General features: G+C 69.8%; 15 protein-coding genes. 7 read left to right on the top strand and 8 right to left on the bottom strand.

Annotated elements, in window-relative coordinates:
* Window positions 1–20 precede the first annotated feature (20 nt).
* The 3 genes from leuS to holA are packed head-to-tail and all read left to right on the top strand — an operon-like array spanning window position 21 to window position 4,235.
* Complete coding sequence (leuS, locus tag VO99_RS00895) at window positions 21–2,645, top strand: leucine--tRNA ligase (protein WP_046110906.1); 2,625 nt, start codon at window positions 21–23, stop codon at window positions 2,643–2,645.
* A complete protein-coding gene (locus tag VO99_RS00890) occupies window positions 2,645–3,142 on the top strand; it encodes an LPS-assembly lipoprotein LptE (RefSeq protein ID WP_046110905.1) in 498 nt (165 codons plus the stop codon). The genes leuS and VO99_RS00890 overlap by 1 nt, the downstream gene beginning before the upstream one ends.
* A gap of 7 nt (window positions 3,143–3,149) precedes the next feature.
* Window positions 3,150–4,235, top strand: coding sequence for a DNA polymerase III subunit delta (holA, locus tag VO99_RS00885; protein WP_046110904.1), 1,086 nt, complete (start codon window positions 3,150–3,152; stop codon window positions 4,233–4,235).
* 25 nt (window positions 4,236–4,260) lie between these two features.
* Here the strand turns inward: holA and VO99_RS00880 are convergent, their stop codons facing one another.
* From VO99_RS00880 to VO99_RS00855, 6 genes are read right to left on the bottom strand one after another with little or no spacing between them, the layout of a single operon-like run.
* On the bottom strand, window positions 4,261–5,166 hold the full coding sequence (locus VO99_RS00880; protein ID WP_046111201.1) for a 2-hydroxyacid dehydrogenase: 906 nt from the start codon (window positions 5,164–5,166) through the stop codon (window positions 4,261–4,263).
* 53 nt (window positions 5,167–5,219) lie between these two features.
* A complete protein-coding gene (locus VO99_RS00875) occupies window positions 5,220–5,711 on the bottom strand; it encodes a CinA family protein (protein ID WP_046110903.1) in 492 nt (163 codons plus the stop codon).
* On the bottom strand, window positions 5,702–6,268 hold the full coding sequence (locus VO99_RS00870) for a phosphatidylglycerophosphatase A family protein (protein WP_046110902.1): 567 nt from the start codon (window positions 6,266–6,268) through the stop codon (window positions 5,702–5,704). Before VO99_RS00870 ends, VO99_RS00875 begins: the two co-directional genes overlap by 10 nt.
* Entirely contained in the window at window positions 6,265–7,224 is a 960-nt protein-coding gene (gene thiL, locus VO99_RS00865) for a thiamine-phosphate kinase (protein ID WP_046110901.1), read from the bottom strand. Before thiL ends, VO99_RS00870 begins: the two co-directional genes overlap by 4 nt.
* 6 nt (window positions 7,225–7,230) lie before the next feature.
* Window positions 7,231–7,923 carry a response regulator transcription factor gene (locus VO99_RS00860; RefSeq protein ID WP_046110900.1) on the bottom strand — a complete coding sequence of 231 codons (693 nt, stop codon included), beginning with the start codon at window positions 7,921–7,923 and terminating at the stop codon, window positions 7,231–7,233.
* 55 nt (window positions 7,924–7,978) lie between these two features.
* Window positions 7,979–10,054: a PAS domain-containing sensor histidine kinase gene (locus VO99_RS00855; protein ID WP_046110899.1), complete on the bottom strand. Its 2,076-nt coding sequence runs from the start codon at window positions 10,052–10,054 to the stop codon at window positions 7,979–7,981.
* 140 nt (window positions 10,055–10,194) lie between these two features.
* Here VO99_RS00855 and VO99_RS00850 point away from each other — a divergent pair, with 140 nt between their 5' ends.
* From VO99_RS00850 to VO99_RS30035, 4 genes are all read left to right on the top strand, one after another.
* Window positions 10,195–12,489: an NADP-dependent malic enzyme gene (locus VO99_RS00850; RefSeq protein WP_046110898.1), complete on the top strand. Its 2,295-nt coding sequence runs from the start codon at window positions 10,195–10,197 to the stop codon at window positions 12,487–12,489.
* Between the two features lie 283 nt (window positions 12,490–12,772).
* On the top strand, window positions 12,773–13,102 hold the full coding sequence (locus VO99_RS00845) for a guanyl-specific ribonuclease (protein WP_232315226.1): 330 nt from the start codon (window positions 12,773–12,775) through the stop codon (window positions 13,100–13,102).
* A gap of 39 nt (window positions 13,103–13,141) precedes the next feature.
* Window positions 13,142–13,537, top strand: coding sequence for a barstar family protein (locus VO99_RS00840; RefSeq protein WP_046110896.1), 396 nt, complete (start codon window positions 13,142–13,144; stop codon window positions 13,535–13,537).
* Complete coding sequence (locus VO99_RS30035; RefSeq protein ID WP_157039394.1) at window positions 13,516–13,707, top strand: hypothetical protein; 192 nt, start codon at window positions 13,516–13,518, stop codon at window positions 13,705–13,707. The genes VO99_RS00840 and VO99_RS30035 overlap by 22 nt, the downstream gene beginning before the upstream one ends.
* 67 nt (window positions 13,708–13,774) lie before the next feature.
* On the opposite strand, the gene rsmA is transcribed toward VO99_RS30035, so the two are convergent.
* Window positions 13,775–14,533: a 16S rRNA (adenine(1518)-N(6)/adenine(1519)-N(6))-dimethyltransferase RsmA gene (gene rsmA / locus VO99_RS00835; RefSeq protein ID WP_046110895.1), complete on the bottom strand. Its 759-nt coding sequence runs from the start codon at window positions 14,531–14,533 to the stop codon at window positions 13,775–13,777.
* Window positions 14,530–15,861: a peptidylprolyl isomerase gene (locus VO99_RS00830; RefSeq protein WP_046110894.1), complete on the bottom strand. Its 1,332-nt coding sequence runs from the start codon at window positions 15,859–15,861 to the stop codon at window positions 14,530–14,532. Before VO99_RS00830 ends, rsmA begins: the two co-directional genes overlap by 4 nt.
* Window positions 15,862–15,892 lie beyond the last annotated feature (31 nt).

Here is a 15,892-nt window from a genome sequence, read left to right as displayed (position 1 = left end):
CCGTCCCTACAATCGGCCGCATGAACGACAAGTACATGCCCGCCGACGTCGAATCCGCGGCACAGAACCACTGGAACGCACGCGACGCCTACCGCGTGACCGAAGACGCGAGCAAGCCCAAGTTCTACGCCTGCTCGATGCTGCCCTACCCCAGCGGCAAGCTGCACATGGGGCATGTGCGCAACTACACCATCAACGACATGCTCGCCCGCCAGCTGCGGATGAAGGGCATGAACGTGCTGATGCCGATGGGCTGGGACGCCTTCGGCCTGCCCGCCGAAAACGCGGCGATGAAGAACAAGGTGCCACCCGCGCAGTGGACCTATTCCAACATCGCCTACATGAAGAAGCAGATGCAGGCGATGGGCTTGGCCATCGACTGGAGCCGCGAGGTAGCGACCTGCTCGCCCGCCTACTACAAGTGGAACCAGTGGCTGTTCCTGCAGATGCTGCAGGCCGGCATCGCCGAGCGCCGCACGCAGGTGGTGAACTGGGACCCGGTGGACCAGACGGTGCTGGCCAACGAGCAGGTGGTCGATGGCCGCGGCTGGCGCTCGGGCGCGCTGGTGGAAAAGCGCGAGATCCCCGGCTATTACCTGAACATCACCAGGTACGCCGACGAGCTGCTGGAGCATGTGCAGCAGCACCTGCCCGGCTGGCCCGAGCGGGTGAAGCTGATGCAGGAGAACTGGATCGGCAAGAGCGAAGGCGTGCGCTTCGCCTTCCCGCACGACATCCGCGGTGAAGACGGCCAGCCGATCCAGGGCGGCCGCATGTACGTGTTCACCACGCGCGCCGACACCATCATGGGCGTGACCTTCTGCGCCGTGGCGCCGGAGCACCCGCTGGCCACGCATGCCGCGCGCGGCAATCCGGCGCTGGCCGCCTTCATCGAGCACTGCCAGCAGGGCGGCACCACCGAGGCGGAGCTGGCCACCAAGGACAAGGAAGGCATGGCCACCGGCCTCTTCGTGCAGCACCCGCTGACGGGTGATGCGGTGGAGGTGTGGGTCGGCAACTACGTGCTGATGAGCTATGGCGACGGCGCGGTGATGGGCGTGCCGGCGCACGACGAGCGCGACTTCGCCTTCGCCAAGAAGTACGGCCTGCCGATCACCCAGGTGGTGGCGGTGGACGGCGAGCACTACAGCTACGACGCCTGGGCCGACTGGTACGGCGACAAGCAGCGCGGCGTGGTCATCAACTCGGGCAACTACAGCGGCCTGCGCTACAAGGAAGCGGTGGACGCCATCGCGCACGACCTGGCCGCCAAGGGCCTGGGCGAGAAGAAGACCACCTGGCGCCTGCGCGACTGGGGCATCAGCCGCCAGCGCTACTGGGGCACGCCGATCCCCATCATCCACTGCGCCGATTGCGGCCCGGTGCCGGTGCCCGAAAGCGACCTGCCGGTGGTGCTGCCCGAGGACCTGATCCCCGACGGCAGCGGCAATCCGCTGAACAAGTGCGAATCGTTCCTCAACGTCGCGTGCCCCAAGTGCGGCAAGCCCGCCAAGCGCGAGACGGACACGATGGACACCTTCGTCGATTCGTCCTGGTACTTCATGCGCTACTGCGATCCGGCCAACACCCGGCGCATGGTGGCCGAGGGCACCGCGTACTGGATGCCGATGGACCAGTACATCGGCGGCATCGAGCACGCGATCCTGCACCTGCTGTACGCCCGCTTCTGGACCAAGGTGATGCGCGACCTGGGCCTGGTGAAGATCGACGAGCCCTTCAAGCGGCTGCTCACCCAGGGCATGGTGCTCAACCATATCTACAGCCGGCGCAGTGCCCAGGGCGGCGTGGAGTACTTCTGGCCACACGAGGTGGAGAACACCTTCGACGCCGCCGGCAAGATCACCGGCGCCAAGCTCAAGAGCGACGGCTCGGCAGTGGATTACCAAGGCGTGGGCACGATGTCGAAGTCGAAGAACAACGGCGTCGACCCGCAGGAGCTGATCGACCGCTATGGCGCCGACACCGCGCGGCTGTTCGTGATGTTCGCCTCGCCGCCCGAGCAGACGCTGGAGTGGAACGACGCCGGCGTGGAAGGCGCGCACCGCTTCCTCAAGCGCGTGTGGGGCTTCGGCGCGAAGAACGCGGCGGCGATCACCGCGGCGGGCGACGTGGCGGGCGAGCTGTCGCCGGCCGCCAAGGCGCTGCGCCGCGAGGTGCACACCGTGCTCAAGCAGATCAGCTACGACTACGAGCGCATGCAGTACAACACCGTGGTCTCCGGCGCGATGAAGCTGCTGAATGCGCTGGAAGACTTCAAGCCCGCGCCGGGCGACGAGCCGGCGCTGCGCGAAGGCTTCTCGGTGCTGCTGCGCGGCCTGTACCCGGCCTGCCCGCACATCACCCACGGCCTGTGGCAGCAGCTGGGCTACGCCGACCGCCTGGGCGACCTGCTGGATGCGCCCTGGCCCGAGGTGGACGACGACGCGCTGGTGCAGGACAGCATCGAGCTCGTGCTGCAGGTCAACGGCAAGCTGCGCGGCGCGGTGACGGTGCCGGCCGGTGCCGACAAGTCCGCCATCGAGGCCGCCGCCCTGGCGCACCCGGAATTCATTCGCTTTGCCGAAGGCAAGTCCGCGAAGAAGGTCATCGTGGTGCCGGGCCGTCTGGTGAACGTGGTGGTGTGATGCACAGACGCCATCTGCTGCACTCCTCGCTGGCCCTGCTGGGCGGCGGCCTGCTGGCCGGCTGCGGCTTCAAGCTGCAGCAGCCGCCGGTGCTGCCGTTCCGCAGCATCGCGCTCACTGGCTTCAACCCGCGATCGCCGTTGCTGGCCGAGCTGCGCAGCCGGCTGGGCGCCACGCAGGTGACCGAGATCCCCGCCCAGGCCGACGTGGTGCTGCATGCGCTGGCCGACGCCCGCGAACGCAGCGTGGTGGCCACCACCGCCGCCGGCCAGGTGCGCGAGGTGCAGCTGCGCACGCGCTTCAACTTCCGCGTGAACGCCAAGGGCGGCCGGGTGATGCTGCCGCCGTCGGAACTGCTGCTGACGCGGGACATGAGCTACAACGAGACCGCCGCGCTGGCCAAGGAGCAGGAGGAAGCCCAGCTCTACCGCGCGATGGAAGCCGACGTCGCCCAGCAGGTGCTGCGCCGCCTGGCCGCCGTGCAGCCGGGCGCCTGAAGCCACGATGCAGGTACGCACAGAACAGCTCGCCGGCCACCTGGCCAAGGGCCTGAAGCCGCTGTACGTGGTGCACGGCGACGAGCCGCTGCTGGCCCAGGAGGCCGCCGACACGGTGCGCGCTGCGGCCCGCGCCGCCGGCTACACCGAGCGCAAGGTGTTCACCGTCAGCGGCCAGCACTTCGACTGGAGCGGGCTGCTGGGCAGCTCGCAGGCGATGAGCCTGTTCTCCGACCGCCAGCTGATCGAGATCCGCATCCCCGGCGGCAAGCCGGGCAAGGAAGGCTCCGAGGCCCTGCAGCGTTATTGCCAGACGCTGTCGGACGACGTGCTGACCCTGATCCACCTGCCGCGGCTGGATGGCCAGCAGCTCAAGAGCAGCTGGTTCGGCGCGCTCGACGGTGCCGGCGTCACCGTGCGCGTGGAGCCGGTGGAACGGCGGGACCTGCCCACCTGGATCGCGCGCCGTCTGGCTGCCCAAGGCCAGCAGGTGGCGGCGGGCGAGGAAGGCCAGCGGACGCTGGCATTCTTTGCCGACCGCGTGGAAGGCAACCTGCTGGCCGCCCACCAGGAGCTGCAGAAGCTCGCGCTGCTGTATCCGCAGCGGGCGCTGGCCTATGCCGAGGTGGAAGCCGCGGTGCTCAACGTGGCGCGGTACGACGTCTTCAAGCTGGGCGAGGCGGTGCTCGCCGGCCAGGTGGCGCGTGCACTGCGCATGCTGGACGGCCTGCGTGCGGAGGGCGAGGCCGCGGTGCTGGTGCACTGGACGCTGGCCGAGGACATCCGCGCCATCAAGCGGGTGCATGACGCCATGGCCGATGGCAAGCCGCTGCCGATGGCATTGCGCGAGCAGCGGGTGTGGGGCGTGAAGGAACGGCTGTTCGAGCGGGTGCTGCCCGCCCTGAGCCCCACCGACGTGGCGCTGCTGGTGGAAGGCGCCAGCGTGTGCGACGGCATCGTCAAGGGCCTGAAGCACCCCGACTGGCCCACCGACGCCTGGGATGCGCTGCGCCGCCTGGCGCTGATGCTGATGCAGCGGGTGCTGCCGCTGCCGCCGGGCGCCTCGGCCTGCGGGCTGCGGCTGGTGCTGTAAGGCTTGTCGCTGCGGCGGCGTGGGTTCAGTACCCGCGCTGCCGGTCCACCAGATTCGACAGCGGCTGCCCTTGCTGCAGCGCCACCAGGTTGCGCACGGCGATCGCGGCCGCGCTGCGGGCATCCGTCTGCGCGGCCACATGCGGCAGCACCGTGATGCGCGGATGCGCCCAGAACGCATGGCCGTCCGGCAGCGGCTCGGTGGCAAACACGTCCAGCACCGCATGGCCGATCTGGCCGCTGTCCAGCGCCGCCAGCAGGTCGGCCTCCACCAGGTGCGCACCACGCGCGAGGTTGACGATGGCGGCGCCTGGCGGCAACTGGCTGAACAGCGCAGCGTTCAGCACGCCGGTGGTCTGCGGCGTCAGCGGCAGCAGGTTGATGAGCACGCCGCTGCGCGCCAGCAGCGGCGGCAGCGCGGCCTCGCCGTCGGAGCGGCGCCAGCCCGCAGCGTCATAGCCGTGCTGGCGCAGCAGCCGCAACGCGGCGCCGCCCATCTCGCCCAGGCCGAGCACCGTCACCCTCACTTCGCCGGCACGCCGCAGCGGATGTGGCTGCCAGCGGCGTTCGGCCTGCTGGCGTGCGTAATCGAAGAAGCCACGGTGCAGCGACAGCACGGCCCACAGCGCGGTCTCGGCCATGGTCTCGTTCATCGCCGGGTCCACCATGCGGGCGATGGGCACGCCGGCGGGCAGCGTGTCGTCGCGCAGCAGCCGGTCGACGCCCGCCCACAGGGACTGGATCAGGCGCAGCCGCGGCAGTCCCTGCAGCCGGCCCGGCGCCGGGTTGGCCACCACGGCGGCTTCGATCTCGGCCGCAGGAAAGGCCTCGTCGTCCAGCCACCAGCGGGCGCCGGGCAGCGCGGCTTGCAGGTGGCCGCGCCACTCGTCGCGCTCCTGCGCGCTGAAGCTGCCGGTGAGCAGCAACTGCATCGCGTCGCTCCGATGCGGCAAAGCGTCGCCTTCGGGGGGCCGGCCGGCGCCGCTCATGCCGCGGCCGCTTGCTGCAGGCGCTGCAGCGCTGCCGACACCGTCTGCGCCCGGATCGCCGCGCGGTCGCCCGACAGCTGCAGCAACTCAGCCTGCGCCGCCGCGCCGCGCCGGCCGATGGCCAGCCATACCGTGCCCACCGGCTTGCCCGGCACTGCGCCACCCGGGCCGGCGATGCCGGTGACCGCCACCGACAGCTCGGCCGGCGAATGCGCCAGCGCGCCTTCGGCCATGGCGCAGGCCACCTCGCGGCTGACGGCGCCGTGCCGGACGATCAGCCCCGCATCCACGCCCAGCAGCTCGGTCTTGGCCTGGTTGCTGTAGGTGACGAAGCCGCGCTCGAACCAGTCGCTGCTGCCGGCCATTGCGGTGCAGGCCGCGGCGATCAGGCCGCCGGTGCAGCTCTCGGCGGTGGCCAGGCGCCAGCCACGTGCACGCAGTGCATCGGCCAGCGCCGGCACCTGCGCCTCGAAGGAAGTCAGATCCATGACGCCACGGCCCTCCACAAGGCAATGACCAGCAGCGTGCACAGCGCCGCCACCAGGTCGTCGAACATGATGCCGAAGCCCGCGCGCCAGCCCGGCACCGCACCGGCGATGGACTTGAAGCGGCGATCGGCCCAGCGCACCGGGCCCGGCTTGGCGGCATCGAAGAAGCGGAACAGTGCGAAGGCCACCGCCTGCCCCAGCAGGCCCGCCGGCATGATCAGCCACAGCACGCACCAGAAGGCGATGACCTCGTCCCACACGATGGCGCCGGGGTCGGCGGTGCGCAGGTCGCGCGCGGTTCGGGTGCAGGCCCACCATCCCACCAGGAAGCCGATGCCGATGGCCCAGCCCCATTGCGACTCGGTGAGCCACAGGTTCAGCACCAGGAAGGCCAGCCAGGCCCACAGCGTGCCCACGGTACCCGGTGCCACCGGCGACAGCCCGCTGCCGAAGCCCAGCGCGATCCAGGCATGCGGACGCGGCAGCATGAAACGCGCGGTCGCGCGCTGGGGGCCGGCGGCTGGCGCCGCCGGCAGGTCGATCACATCGTCATTCATGTCTTGAAATGGTCGAACGAAGCCAGGCCATGGGCAACGGGCGCGCCCTGGGCGTCTACCACCCGCAGGCCGGGCTCGGCCTGGATGCGGCCCACGCAGGTCACCGCCACGCCGGCGGCGCGGCCCGCGGCCTGCACGGCGGCGGCCTGGTCGGCCGGTGCGATGAACACCAGCTCGTAGTCGTCGCCACCGGCCAGCGTGCACTGCTGCTGCACCGCCACCGGCTGCTGTGCCAGTACCGCGCTGCGCGGCAGCGCATCCGCATGCAGCACGGCGCCCACACGGGAGCGCGCGAGGATGTGGCCCAGGTCGCCCAGCAGGCCGTCACTGACGTCGGCCGCGGCGGTGGCCACGCCCTGCAGCGCCTGGCCCAACGCCACGCGCGGCTGCGGCTGCTCCATCGCGCGGCGCACCTGCTGGAACTGCTCGCCCGGCAGCGCCACGCTGCCGCGGAAGCACTCCAGCGCCAGCCGCGCATCGCCCAGCGTGCCGCTGACCCACAGCGCATCGCCCGGCCGCGCGCCGGAGCGCAGCAGCGCCCGGCCCGGCGGCACTTCGCCCAACACGGTGATGCTGATGTTCAGCGGCCCGGCGGTGGTGTCGCCGCCCACCAGCTCGATGGCATGCGCGTCGGCCAGCGCGAACAGCCCGCGCGAGAAGCCTTCCAGGAAGGCCTCGTCCACCCGCGGCAGCGCCAGCGACAGCGTGAAGGCCAGCGGCCGTGCGCCGCAGGCGGCCAGGTCCGACAGGTTCACCGCCAGCGCCTTGTGGCCCAGCCACTGCGGCGCCACGGTGCTGAGGAAGTGGCGGCCCTCCACCAGCATGTCGGTGGAGATGGCGAGCTGCATGCCGGGCGTGGGCGCCACCAGCGCGCAGTCGTCGCCGATGCCGAGTACCGCCTGGCCGCCGGGCCGCTGGAAATAGCGGGCAATGAGATCGAACTCGCCGAGCGCCATGGCGTCTCAGCGCGCGGCAGGCGGCGGGGGTGGCGTGTCGATGGCCGCGTCGCGCAGCCGGTTGGCCAGTTCCACCGCCGACTTCACATCCATCTTCTCGAACACCCGGGCGCGGTGAACTTCCACCGTGCGCACGCTGATGTTCAGCGCATCGGCGATCAGCTTGTTGGGCCGGCCTTCGATCACCAGCCGCATCACCTCGCGCTCGCGCTCGGTGAGGTCCGCCAGCGCCTTGCGCAGGGTGTCGCTGGCCCGCCGCTGCTCGATGGCTGCCGCGCTCAGCTCGAGCGCATGCACGATGCGGTCGACCAGCGCGTTGTCGGAGAACGGCTTCTCCACGAAGTCGAAGGCGCCGCGCTTGACGGCGGCCACCGCGGTGGGCACGTCGCCATGGCCGGTGAGGAACACCACCGGCAGCGCCACCAGCCGCCCGGCCTCGGACAGGCGCTCGAACAGCGCCAGCCCGCTTTCGCCGGGCATGCGCACGTCCAGCAGCAGGCACGAAGGCGAGGTGGGCCAGGCACCGCCATGCTGGCGCCACTGGCCGTCGAGGAAGGCGTCGAAGGCCTCGGCGCTGGCAAAGCCTTCGGACAGCAGCCGACGGGAGCGCAGCAGCCAGGCCAGGGCATCGCGCACGACGTCCTCGTCATCGACGAGGTAGACCATCGGCAGGCCGAGCGAGGCAGGCAGGGGCAACATGGGGATCACGGGCAGTTGCCGCGATGCTAACCCCGCCGGGCGGGTGGCCGGCCGGCTAGGAAGCGGCGGTCTCGGTGCCTGGCGCGCTGGCCTCGCTGCGCATGCGCGACGGGTCGGTGGCCGGCAGCGTGAACAGGAACTCGGTGCCCTGCAGCGGGCTGCCGTCGGCGGCGGTGCGGGCATGGAAGTCCAGCGCGCCGCCGTGCTGCTCGATCACCGTGCGGCACAAGCTCAGGCCCAGGCCCATGCCTTCGCTGCGGGTGGTGAAGAAGGGCGTGAACAGCCGGCCCGCCACCTCGGGCGCGATGCCCGGGCCGGCGTCCAGCACGCTGAAGCTCACCCACCGGCCCTGCGCCTGCCGCACGCGGATGGTCAGCACCCGCTGCGCCAGCGGCGTGCTGCTCTCCATCGCCTGGATGCCGTTGCGGGTGAGGTTCAGCAGCACCTGCTCCACCATCGTGCGGTCGGCCAGCACACGCGGCGGCGGCGTGGGAATGTCCAGCTCGATGCGGGTGCCGCTCTTGCGGGCCTGCAGCCGCACCAGCGGCATCACCGCATCGATGAGCTGCGAGGCGGAGATGGCTTCGCGCGCCTGCTCGCGCCGGCGCACGAAGTCATGCACGCTCTTGATCACGCGGCCGGCGCGCTCGGCCTGCTCCGCGATGCGCGACAGGCCCTGCTTGAGCATGCCCAGCGTCTGCTCGTCGGGCTCTTCCATCAGGTTGAGCGAGCCGGTGGCATAGCTGGCGATGGCGCTCAGCGGCTGGTTCAGCTCATGGCTCAGCAGCGAGGCCATCTCGCCCACCGTGGCCAGGCGGGCGGTGGCCTGCAGCCGGTCCTGTTGCTGGCGCGAGAGCTCCTCCACCCGGCGCTGTGCGCTCATGTCCAGCACCGCGCTCATCCAGCCCTTCTGCTTGCCCAGGGTGTCCACCAGCGGCGCCTCGTAGATCATCACCGGGAAGCGCTCGCCGTTCTTGCGCATGAACTCGGTCTCGAAGCCCTGCTGGATCTCGCCGCGGTCGCGCACCGCGCCCAGCCGTGCCTGCTGCCGCACGCGGTATTCCTCGACACGGTCGGTCGGCCAGTAGGCCGGCGGGTTGGTGTGCATCAGCTCGTCGGGGCCGAAGCCCACCATCGCGCAGAAGGCCGGGTTGACGTAGGTGATGCGGCCCTCCAGGTCACGCGCCCGCAGGCCGGTGATCAGCGAATCCTCCATCGCCTTGCGGAAGGCCAGCGCCTCTGCCAGTGCCGACTCGGCCCGCGCGCGCTTGCGCACGTCGCGCAGCAGCAGCAGCACCACGCCGAACAGCGCCAGCGACAGGCCCAGCACCAGTGCCGTGGCCAGGTTGGGAATCAGGCGCGGGCTGCCCTCGGCGCTGTCCACCCGCACCACCAGGGAGCTGCCAGGCAGGTCCAGCACCCGCTGCGCCTGGTACACGCCGGCGCCGCGCGGCACGCCGGCACGCGCCAGCCGCGTGCCGTCGCCTTCCACGAACGACACCTCGTGTACCCGGCCCTGCTCCGGCGACATCGCCTCCTCCAGCAGGCCGCCCAGTGCCAGCGTGGCCACCAGGTACTGCGGGGCGCGTGTGGCATTGGCGATCGGGATGCACAGGTCCAGCACCTCCAGCCCGGTGCCGCCCACCTGCGGCACGAAGTAGGTGCGGGAGAACATCGGCGTGCCGGCACGGCGGGCACCGGTGCAGGCGAGCTCGGCCTCGATGCCCATCGACGTGCGCGGCAGCTGGTTGAAGATGGGCGTTCGGTAGGGCGAGTCCATCGCCTCGTCCACCTCGAACTGGCTGTTGCGGCGCTCCACCCGCAGCAGCTCATGGCGGCCGCGCAGCAGGTCGCCGGCTTCGGCCCGCCAGCGCTCGGGCGAAGGCTCGTGCCAGGCCAGGGCCTGCAGCGTCTGAACGCTGCGCTGCATGTTGCGGCGCAACTGGGCCGTCACCTCGCCGGCCAGGTCTTCCACCCGCTCCTGCGCGCGCACGCTCTCGTAGTTCAGCGTCAGCAGCACCAGCAGGGTCTGCGCCACCAGCAGCAGTGCCACCAGCGTGGCCCACAGCAGCGCACGCCTGACGCGGCGCGGCGGCCGGCGCAGGCGGAGCGGAATGCTGCTGGTGCTCATCGCCAACGAGTATGGGTCAACGCCCGGGCAAAGCTGCTACGCAGTTTTGCGCATCAATCGGGAACGTCGCCGGCGCGACACTCGGCGCCCCGAGGGGGCAAAATCGCTGCCCCTTTTGCCGCAACCACGGACCATACGCCATGCCCAGCCAGGAAGAGAAACGCGCAGAACTTCGCCGTGCAGCACTCGAGTACCACGAGTTCCCCACGCCCGGGAAGATCGCCGTCGTTCCGACCAAGCAGTTGGTGAACCAGCACGATCTGGCATTGGCGTATTCGCCTGGCGTGGCTGCGGCCTGCGAGGAGATCGTGGCCGACCCGGCGAACGCCTTCCGCTACACCTCGCGCGGCAACCTGGTGGCCGTGGTCACCAATGGCACGGCAGTGCTGGGGCTGGGCAACATCGGCCCGCTGGCCGCCAAGCCGGTGATGGAAGGCAAGGGCGTGCTGTTCAAGAAGTTCGCCGGCATCGATGTCTTTGACATCGAGCTGAACTGCGACAGCCTGGACAAGCTGGTGGATGCGATCGCGGCGCTGGAGCCCACCTTCGGCGGCATCAACCTCGAGGACATCAAGGCACCGGACTGCTTCTACGTCGAGCGCAAGCTGCGCGAGCGCATGAAGATCCCCGTCTTCCACGACGACCAGCACGGCACGGCCATCGTGGTGGGCGCCGCGCTGATGAACGGCCTGAAGGTGGCCGGCAAGAAGATCGACGAGGTCAAGCTGGTGACCTCCGGCGCCGGCGCGGCCGCACTCGCCTGCCTGAGCCTGCTGGTGAAGCTGGGGGTGCCGCGCAAGAACATCTGGGTGACCGACCTGGCCGGCGTGGTGTACCAGGGGCGCACCGAGCTGATGGACCCGGACAAGGCCGAATTCGCGCAGGAGACCGCGCACCGCACGCTGGCCGACGTGATCGCCGGCGCCGACGTGTTCCTGGGCCTGTCGGCCGCCGGCGTGCTGAAGCCGGCGATGGTGCAGACCATGGCACCCAACCCGGTGATCTTCGCGCTGGCCAATCCCACGCCGGAAATCCTGCCGGAGGAAGTGAAGGCGGTGCGGCAGGACGCGATCATCGCCACCGGCCGCAGCGACTATCCGAACCAGGTCAACAACGTCCTGTGCTTCCCGTACATCTTCCGCGGCGCCCTGGACTGCGGCGCCACCACCATCACCAGCGAGATGGAGATCGCGACGGTGCATGCCATCGCCGAGCTGGCCCAGGCCGAGCAGAGCGAGGTGGTGGCCGCGGCCTATGCCGGCGCCACGCTGAGCTTCGGTCGTGAGTACCTGATTCCCAAGCCCTTCGATCCGCGGCTGATGATGAAGATCGCCGCTGCCGTGGCACGCGCCGCGGCGGAATCCGGCGTGGCCACCCGGCCCATCACCGACTTCGACGCCTACACCGACAAGCTGCAGGCCTTCGTCTATGCCTCGGGCACCACCATGCGCCCGATCTTCAACGTGGCCAAGCGCGCCCAGCACAAGCGCGTGGCCTATGCCGAGGGCGAGGAAGAACGCGTGCTGCGCGCGGTGCAGATCGTCGTCGACGAAGGCCTGGCCCGCCCGACGCTGATCGGCCGCCCGGCCATCATCGCGCAGCGCATCGACAAGTTCGGCCTGCGCCTGGAGGCCGGGCGCGACTACGACGTGGTCAACACCGACCATGACGAGCGCTACACCGGCTACTGGCAGAGCTACCACCAGATGATGGAGCGCAAGGGCGTCACCAAGCAGCTGGCCAAGATCGAGATGCGCCGGCGGCTGACGTTGATCGGCACCATGCTGCTGCACAACGGCGAAGTGGACGGCCTGATCTGCGGTACCTGGGGCGGCACGTCGCACCACCTGGTGTACATCGACCAGGTGATCGGCCGCCGCCCGGGCGTGAACACCTATGCCTGCATGAACAGCCTGATCCTGCCGGGCCGCCAGGTGTTCCTGGTCGACACGCACGTCAACTACGACCCCACCGCCGAGCAGCTGGCCGAGATCACCGTGCTGGCGGCCGAGGAGCTGCGCCGCTTTGGCGTGGTGCCCAAGGCGGCGCTGCTGTCGCATTCCAACTTCGGCTCCAGCAACCAGCCTTCGGCCATCAAGATGCGCGACACACTGGCACTGGTGCAGCATCAGGCCCCGTGGCTGGAGATCGATGGCGAGATGCACGGCGACACCGCGCTCGACGCCGCCCACCGCGCCGAGGTGATGCCGCGCAGCACCCTGAGCGGCGAGGCCAACCTGCTGGTGCTGCCCAACATCGACGCCGCCAACATCGCCTACAACCTGCTGAAGACAGCGGCCGGCGGCGGCATTGCCATCGGGCCGGTGCTGCTCGGCGCGTCCAAACCGGTGCACATCCTGACACCGTCGGCCACCGTGCGGCGTATCGTGAACATGACGGCGCTGACCGTCGCGGACGCCAATGCTGCACGCTGAACGGCTTGCTGGAATGTAAATCGCTTGACAGTTGCCAGGTGCGCCCTCCTGCGTGGCAACCTGCGGCCCACACCGATAGTTAGCGCGCACTCATACCCTGCCGCCGCTGCCCGAAACTGAGGCAGCGGCTTGAGCTTTTGCACCCGAGTCGGTACCATTTGCGCTTTCAGGATTCAGGGTTAACCCCGTGACTCAGGTCCAACGGTCCTCTTTGGTGCAGTCTCTTCGCAAGTTGGGGCTCACGCTGGGGGCCGCGGTGTGGTTGGCAGGCGCGGCTCCGGCCGTGTTCGCCAAGCCCTCACCGGCGGAGCCAGGCGTAGTCGGCAGCACGGTGACTTTGTCGCAGTTGCCTGTGGAAGCGCAGCGCACGGAACGACTCATCCGGTCAGGTGGCCCATTCCCGTACGAGAAGGACGGCAGCGTGTTCGGCAACCGCGAACGCCTGCTGCCCCGGCAGTCGAGAGGCTATTACCGCGAGTACACGGTGAAGACACCGGGCGTCCGCCACCGCGGTGCCCGGCGCATTGTGTGCGGCGGCCAGCCACCCACCCAGCCGGAAGCCTGTTACTACACCGACGACCACTACGCGAGCTTCCGCCGCATCGTGCAGTGAGCGACGTTTCCAGCCCTTGAACCCAGGAGGATCGCGACCATGCTCTTGCAGACCGTCCGTCCGAACATCGTCCAGGCCATCCGCGCCTATCGCGTCGATGACCTCATGAAGTCCGCCCAGGAGGTCGGGCAGCATTTCTTGTACGCGAACTTGGCCAACGCCCAGTCGAAGCAGGAAGTGCTGGAGGCCATCGCCGAGTCGTTCCTCTTCCCGGCGCATTTCGGCAAGAACCTGGATGCGCTCTACGATTGCATGACGGACCTGGTGCACAAGTCGGGCATGCAGCCCGGCTTCGTGGTGGTGCTCGAGCAACTGCCCGACAACGCACGCTTCGACCGCGAGGCCCGCGAGCAGTTGCTCGACGTGTTCCGGGACGCGGCGGACTTCTGGGCCGATCGGAAGGTGCCCTTCCGATGTTTCTATTCTTTTCAGTAGCCCGCTCCCAGGAAAACGGGTCATGGGAGCGGGCTGCTGAGACGGCCCAAGAGACGACGACTGCCAAGCCGAAGAGCACTTCCAAGGCAGCTGCGAACAGCAACTTCGGCATGAACATGCCGATGATGAGCAGCGCCTTCGATACCGCGATGTGGCTGAACGCTGCCTGAGGCAGCGCTCCTTTCGGTTCTCAGTCTTGACGACGGCGGCCTTCGGGCCGCCGTCGTGCTTTGTGCGTCAGCTGATGGCGGCGGCGAGCGCCACGAACTCCGCCACCGGCACTTCCTCGGCGCGGCGTTGCAGGTCGAATTCGCCGGCAAATCCGCGCTCCTCCAGCCATTTGCCCAGCGTGTTGCGCAGCACCTTGCGCCGCTGCGAAAAGGCCACCGCCACCATGTCCTCCAGCAGCTCGAAACGCACGTCTGCCGGCGTGGGCCAGGGCAGCATGCGCACCACGGCCGAATCCACCCGCGGTGGCGGGTCGAAGGATTCGGGCGGCACGTCCAGCACCGACTCCATGTGGTAGCGCCACTGCAGCATCACCGACAGCCGGCCGTAGGCCTTGCTGCCGGGTGCGGCCACCATGCGCTCGACCACTTCCTTCTGCAGCATGAAGTGCTGGTCCTGCACCGCGTGCACCGAGTCCAGCAGGTGGAACAGGATGGGTGTGGAGATGTTGTAGGGCAGGTTGCCCACCACCCGCAGCGGCTGGCCGCGCTGCGCGCCCAGCGCGCCGAAGTCGACCTTCAGCACGTCGGCTTCCACCACGGTCAGGCCGTCCTGCTTGCGCAGCCGCGCGGCTAGGTCGCGGTCCAGCTCCACCACGGTGAGCTCGCCGCAGCGCGCCTTCAGCGGCTGGGTGATGGCGCCCAGGCCGGGGCCGATCTCGACCAGGGCCTGGCCGGGCTGCGGATCGATGGCATCGACGATGGCCTCGATCACGTAGCCGTCGGACAGGAAGTGCTGCCCGAAGCGCTTGCGCGCGATGTGCTTCAAGGCTGCTGCGGCGCTTCGCGCAGCTCGACGTAGGCGCGGGCGCGCAGCTCACGCACCCACTCGTTGTAGGCATCGTCGAACTTCTGCTCGCGCAGGGCATTGCGGGCCTGTTCGCGCAGCTGCTTGGGCTCGACGTTGACCACGCGGCGCTCCAGCACCTGGATGAGGTGCACGCCGAAGCGCGAGGTGATGGGCGGCGACATGCCACCCAGCGGCAGCCGGTTCATGGCTTCCTCGAATTCCGGCACGAAGCTGCCCGGCGAGGTCCAGCCGAGGTCGCCGCCCTGCGGCGCGCTGCCGTCCTCGGAGTTGGCGCGCGCCAGGGCCTCGAAGCTGGCGCTGCCGGCCTCGATCTGGCGGCGGAATTCCTCCAGGCGGCGCACGGCCACCTCGGCCGGCACCTGCGCGGAAGGCCGCAGCAGGATGTGGCGGGCGCGGGTCTGCGTGACCTGCAGCGCACCGCCGTCCTTGCGGTCGACCACCTTCAGCACGTGAAAGCCGGCGCCGGTGCGCAGCAGCTCGGGCGCCACCTCGCCGGCCTTCAGCGCGCCCACCGCCTGCACGAACACGTCCGGCAGGCGACTGGCCGGGCGCAGGCCGATCTCGCCGCCCTTGTCACGGTTGGCGTCCTCCGACAGCTCCCGCGCCACGGTGGCAAAGGCCTCGCCGGCCTTCACCCGGGCCATTGCGGCCTCGGCACGGGCGCGTCGCTCGGCCACGGTGGCGACGGAAGCACCTTCGGGCACGGTGACCAGGATCTGCGCGATGTTCAGCTCCGGCTGCGCGGCGGCGGCCTGGCGCTGCTGCTCGATCAGGCGGTCGATCTCCACGTCGGTGATCTTGATGCGCGACTGAACTTCACGCTCACGCACCCGCTCGATCATCATCTGGTCGCGCAGGTTGTTGCGAAAGCGCGAGTACTCGATGCCTTCGCGGCGCAGACGCTCACGCAGCTGCGTGAGCGTGAGCTGGTTCTGCGCGGCCACGCCTGCCACCGCGCGGTCCAGCTCGGGGTCCTCGATGCGCACGCCGCTGTCGCGCGCGAAGCTGAGGATGGCGCGCTCCTCGATCAGCATTTCCAGCACCTGCTTGCGCAGCTCCGGCTCGTCGGGCAGCGACTGGCGGGCCCGGGCGGCCTCTTCGCGCACACGGGCCAGGCGCTGCTCCACCTCGAAGGCGGTGACCAGCTCCTGGTTGACGATGGCGGCGATGTGGTCGGCGGCGCGCACGCTCACGCGGCCCGGGGCAGTGGCCTGGGCCGAGGCGGCCAGGGTGACCCCGCAGCACAGGGTGAAGGCCAGCGCCTTCGAAAGCAAAGCTTGTTTCATCGAACGAGAGGCGGGTTCAGGCAGGGGCGGC

The organism is Aquincola tertiaricarbonis, assembly GCF_000969605.1.
In the GTDB taxonomy this organism is placed as follows: Bacteria; Pseudomonadota; Gammaproteobacteria; order Burkholderiales; family Burkholderiaceae_C; genus Aquincola; species Aquincola tertiaricarbonis.
Note: the sequence above shows the minus strand (reverse complement) of the source record. Positions and strands in the feature narration are given on the sequence as shown.

Coding starts and splice junctions, on each gene's coding strand:
- leuS (WP_046110906.1), top strand. CDS start 21: ATGAACGACAAGTACATGCCCGCCGACGTCGAATCCGCGGCACAGAAC.
- VO99_RS00870 (WP_046110902.1), bottom strand. CDS start 6,268: ATGAATGACGATGTGATCGACCTGCCGGCGGCGCCAGCCGCCGGCCCC.
- VO99_RS00850 (WP_046110898.1), top strand. CDS start 10,195: ATGCCCAGCCAGGAAGAGAAACGCGCAGAACTTCGCCGTGCAGCACTC.
- VO99_RS00880 (WP_046111201.1), bottom strand. CDS start 5,166: ATGCAGTTGCTGCTCACCGGCAGCTTCAGCGCGCAGGAGCGCGACGAG.
- VO99_RS00860 (WP_046110900.1), bottom strand. CDS start 7,923: ATGTTGCCCCTGCCTGCCTCGCTCGGCCTGCCGATGGTCTACCTCGTC.
- thiL (WP_046110901.1), bottom strand. CDS start 7,224: ATGGCGCTCGGCGAGTTCGATCTCATTGCCCGCTATTTCCAGCGGCCC.
- VO99_RS00855 (WP_046110899.1), bottom strand. CDS start 10,054: ATGAGCACCAGCAGCATTCCGCTCCGCCTGCGCCGGCCGCCGCGCCGC.
- VO99_RS30035 (WP_157039394.1), top strand. CDS start 13,516: ATGTTTCTATTCTTTTCAGTAGCCCGCTCCCAGGAAAACGGGTCATGG.
- VO99_RS00875 (WP_046110903.1), bottom strand. CDS start 5,711: ATGGATCTGACTTCCTTCGAGGCGCAGGTGCCGGCGCTGGCCGATGCA.
- VO99_RS00840 (WP_046110896.1), top strand. CDS start 13,142: ATGCTCTTGCAGACCGTCCGTCCGAACATCGTCCAGGCCATCCGCGCC.
- VO99_RS00890 (WP_046110905.1), top strand. CDS start 2,645: ATGCACAGACGCCATCTGCTGCACTCCTCGCTGGCCCTGCTGGGCGGC.
- VO99_RS00830 (WP_046110894.1), bottom strand. CDS start 15,861: ATGAAACAAGCTTTGCTTTCGAAGGCGCTGGCCTTCACCCTGTGCTGC.
- holA (WP_046110904.1), top strand. CDS start 3,150: ATGCAGGTACGCACAGAACAGCTCGCCGGCCACCTGGCCAAGGGCCTG.